1 protein-coding gene is annotated in these 470 nt (G+C 37.2%); it reads right to left on the reverse strand.

Going from position 1 to position 470, the window contains the following annotated elements:
• Positions 1–80: 80 nt before the first annotated feature.
• Positions 81–470, reverse strand: a 390-nt coding sequence (locus LC438_RS18290) for a DnaB-like helicase C-terminal domain-containing protein (protein ID WP_308116194.1), incomplete at its 5' end; no start/stop codon positions are given.

Here is a 470-nt window from a genome sequence, read left to right on the forward strand (position 1 = left end):
GGCTTCTACTGAATGAAGATAAATAGCATACGTTTTAACAAATGTCATCTCCAACTATTGGTGATGAACCAAATAAATATTTAATCACGTGGAGGTGGTGGCGGCATTTGCGACCAATCCACATTAATGAATTTATTGAATTCTTTTTTAAACGCAAGTGTAACCGTACCTGTTGGACCGTTACGTTGTTTAGCAATAATAATTTCAATCATATTTTTACTCTCGGACTCTTTATCGTAATAATCATCACGATATAAGAAGGCAACAATATCAGCATCTTGCTCAATACTTCCCGATTCACGTAAGTCACTCATCATTGGTCGCTTATCTTGACGTTGCTCAACGCCACGTGATAACTGTGATAATGCGATAACTGGAACCTTTAATTCACGTGCTAATCCTTTTAATGAACGTGAAATTTCAGATACCTCTTGCTGACGGTTTTCACCTGGTTTACCACTACCTTGAAT

Source organism: Microbacterium sp. OVT16B, assembly GCF_019969705.1.
In the GTDB taxonomy this organism is placed as follows: Bacteria; Actinomycetota; Actinomycetes; order Actinomycetales; family Microbacteriaceae; genus Microbacterium; species Microbacterium natoriense.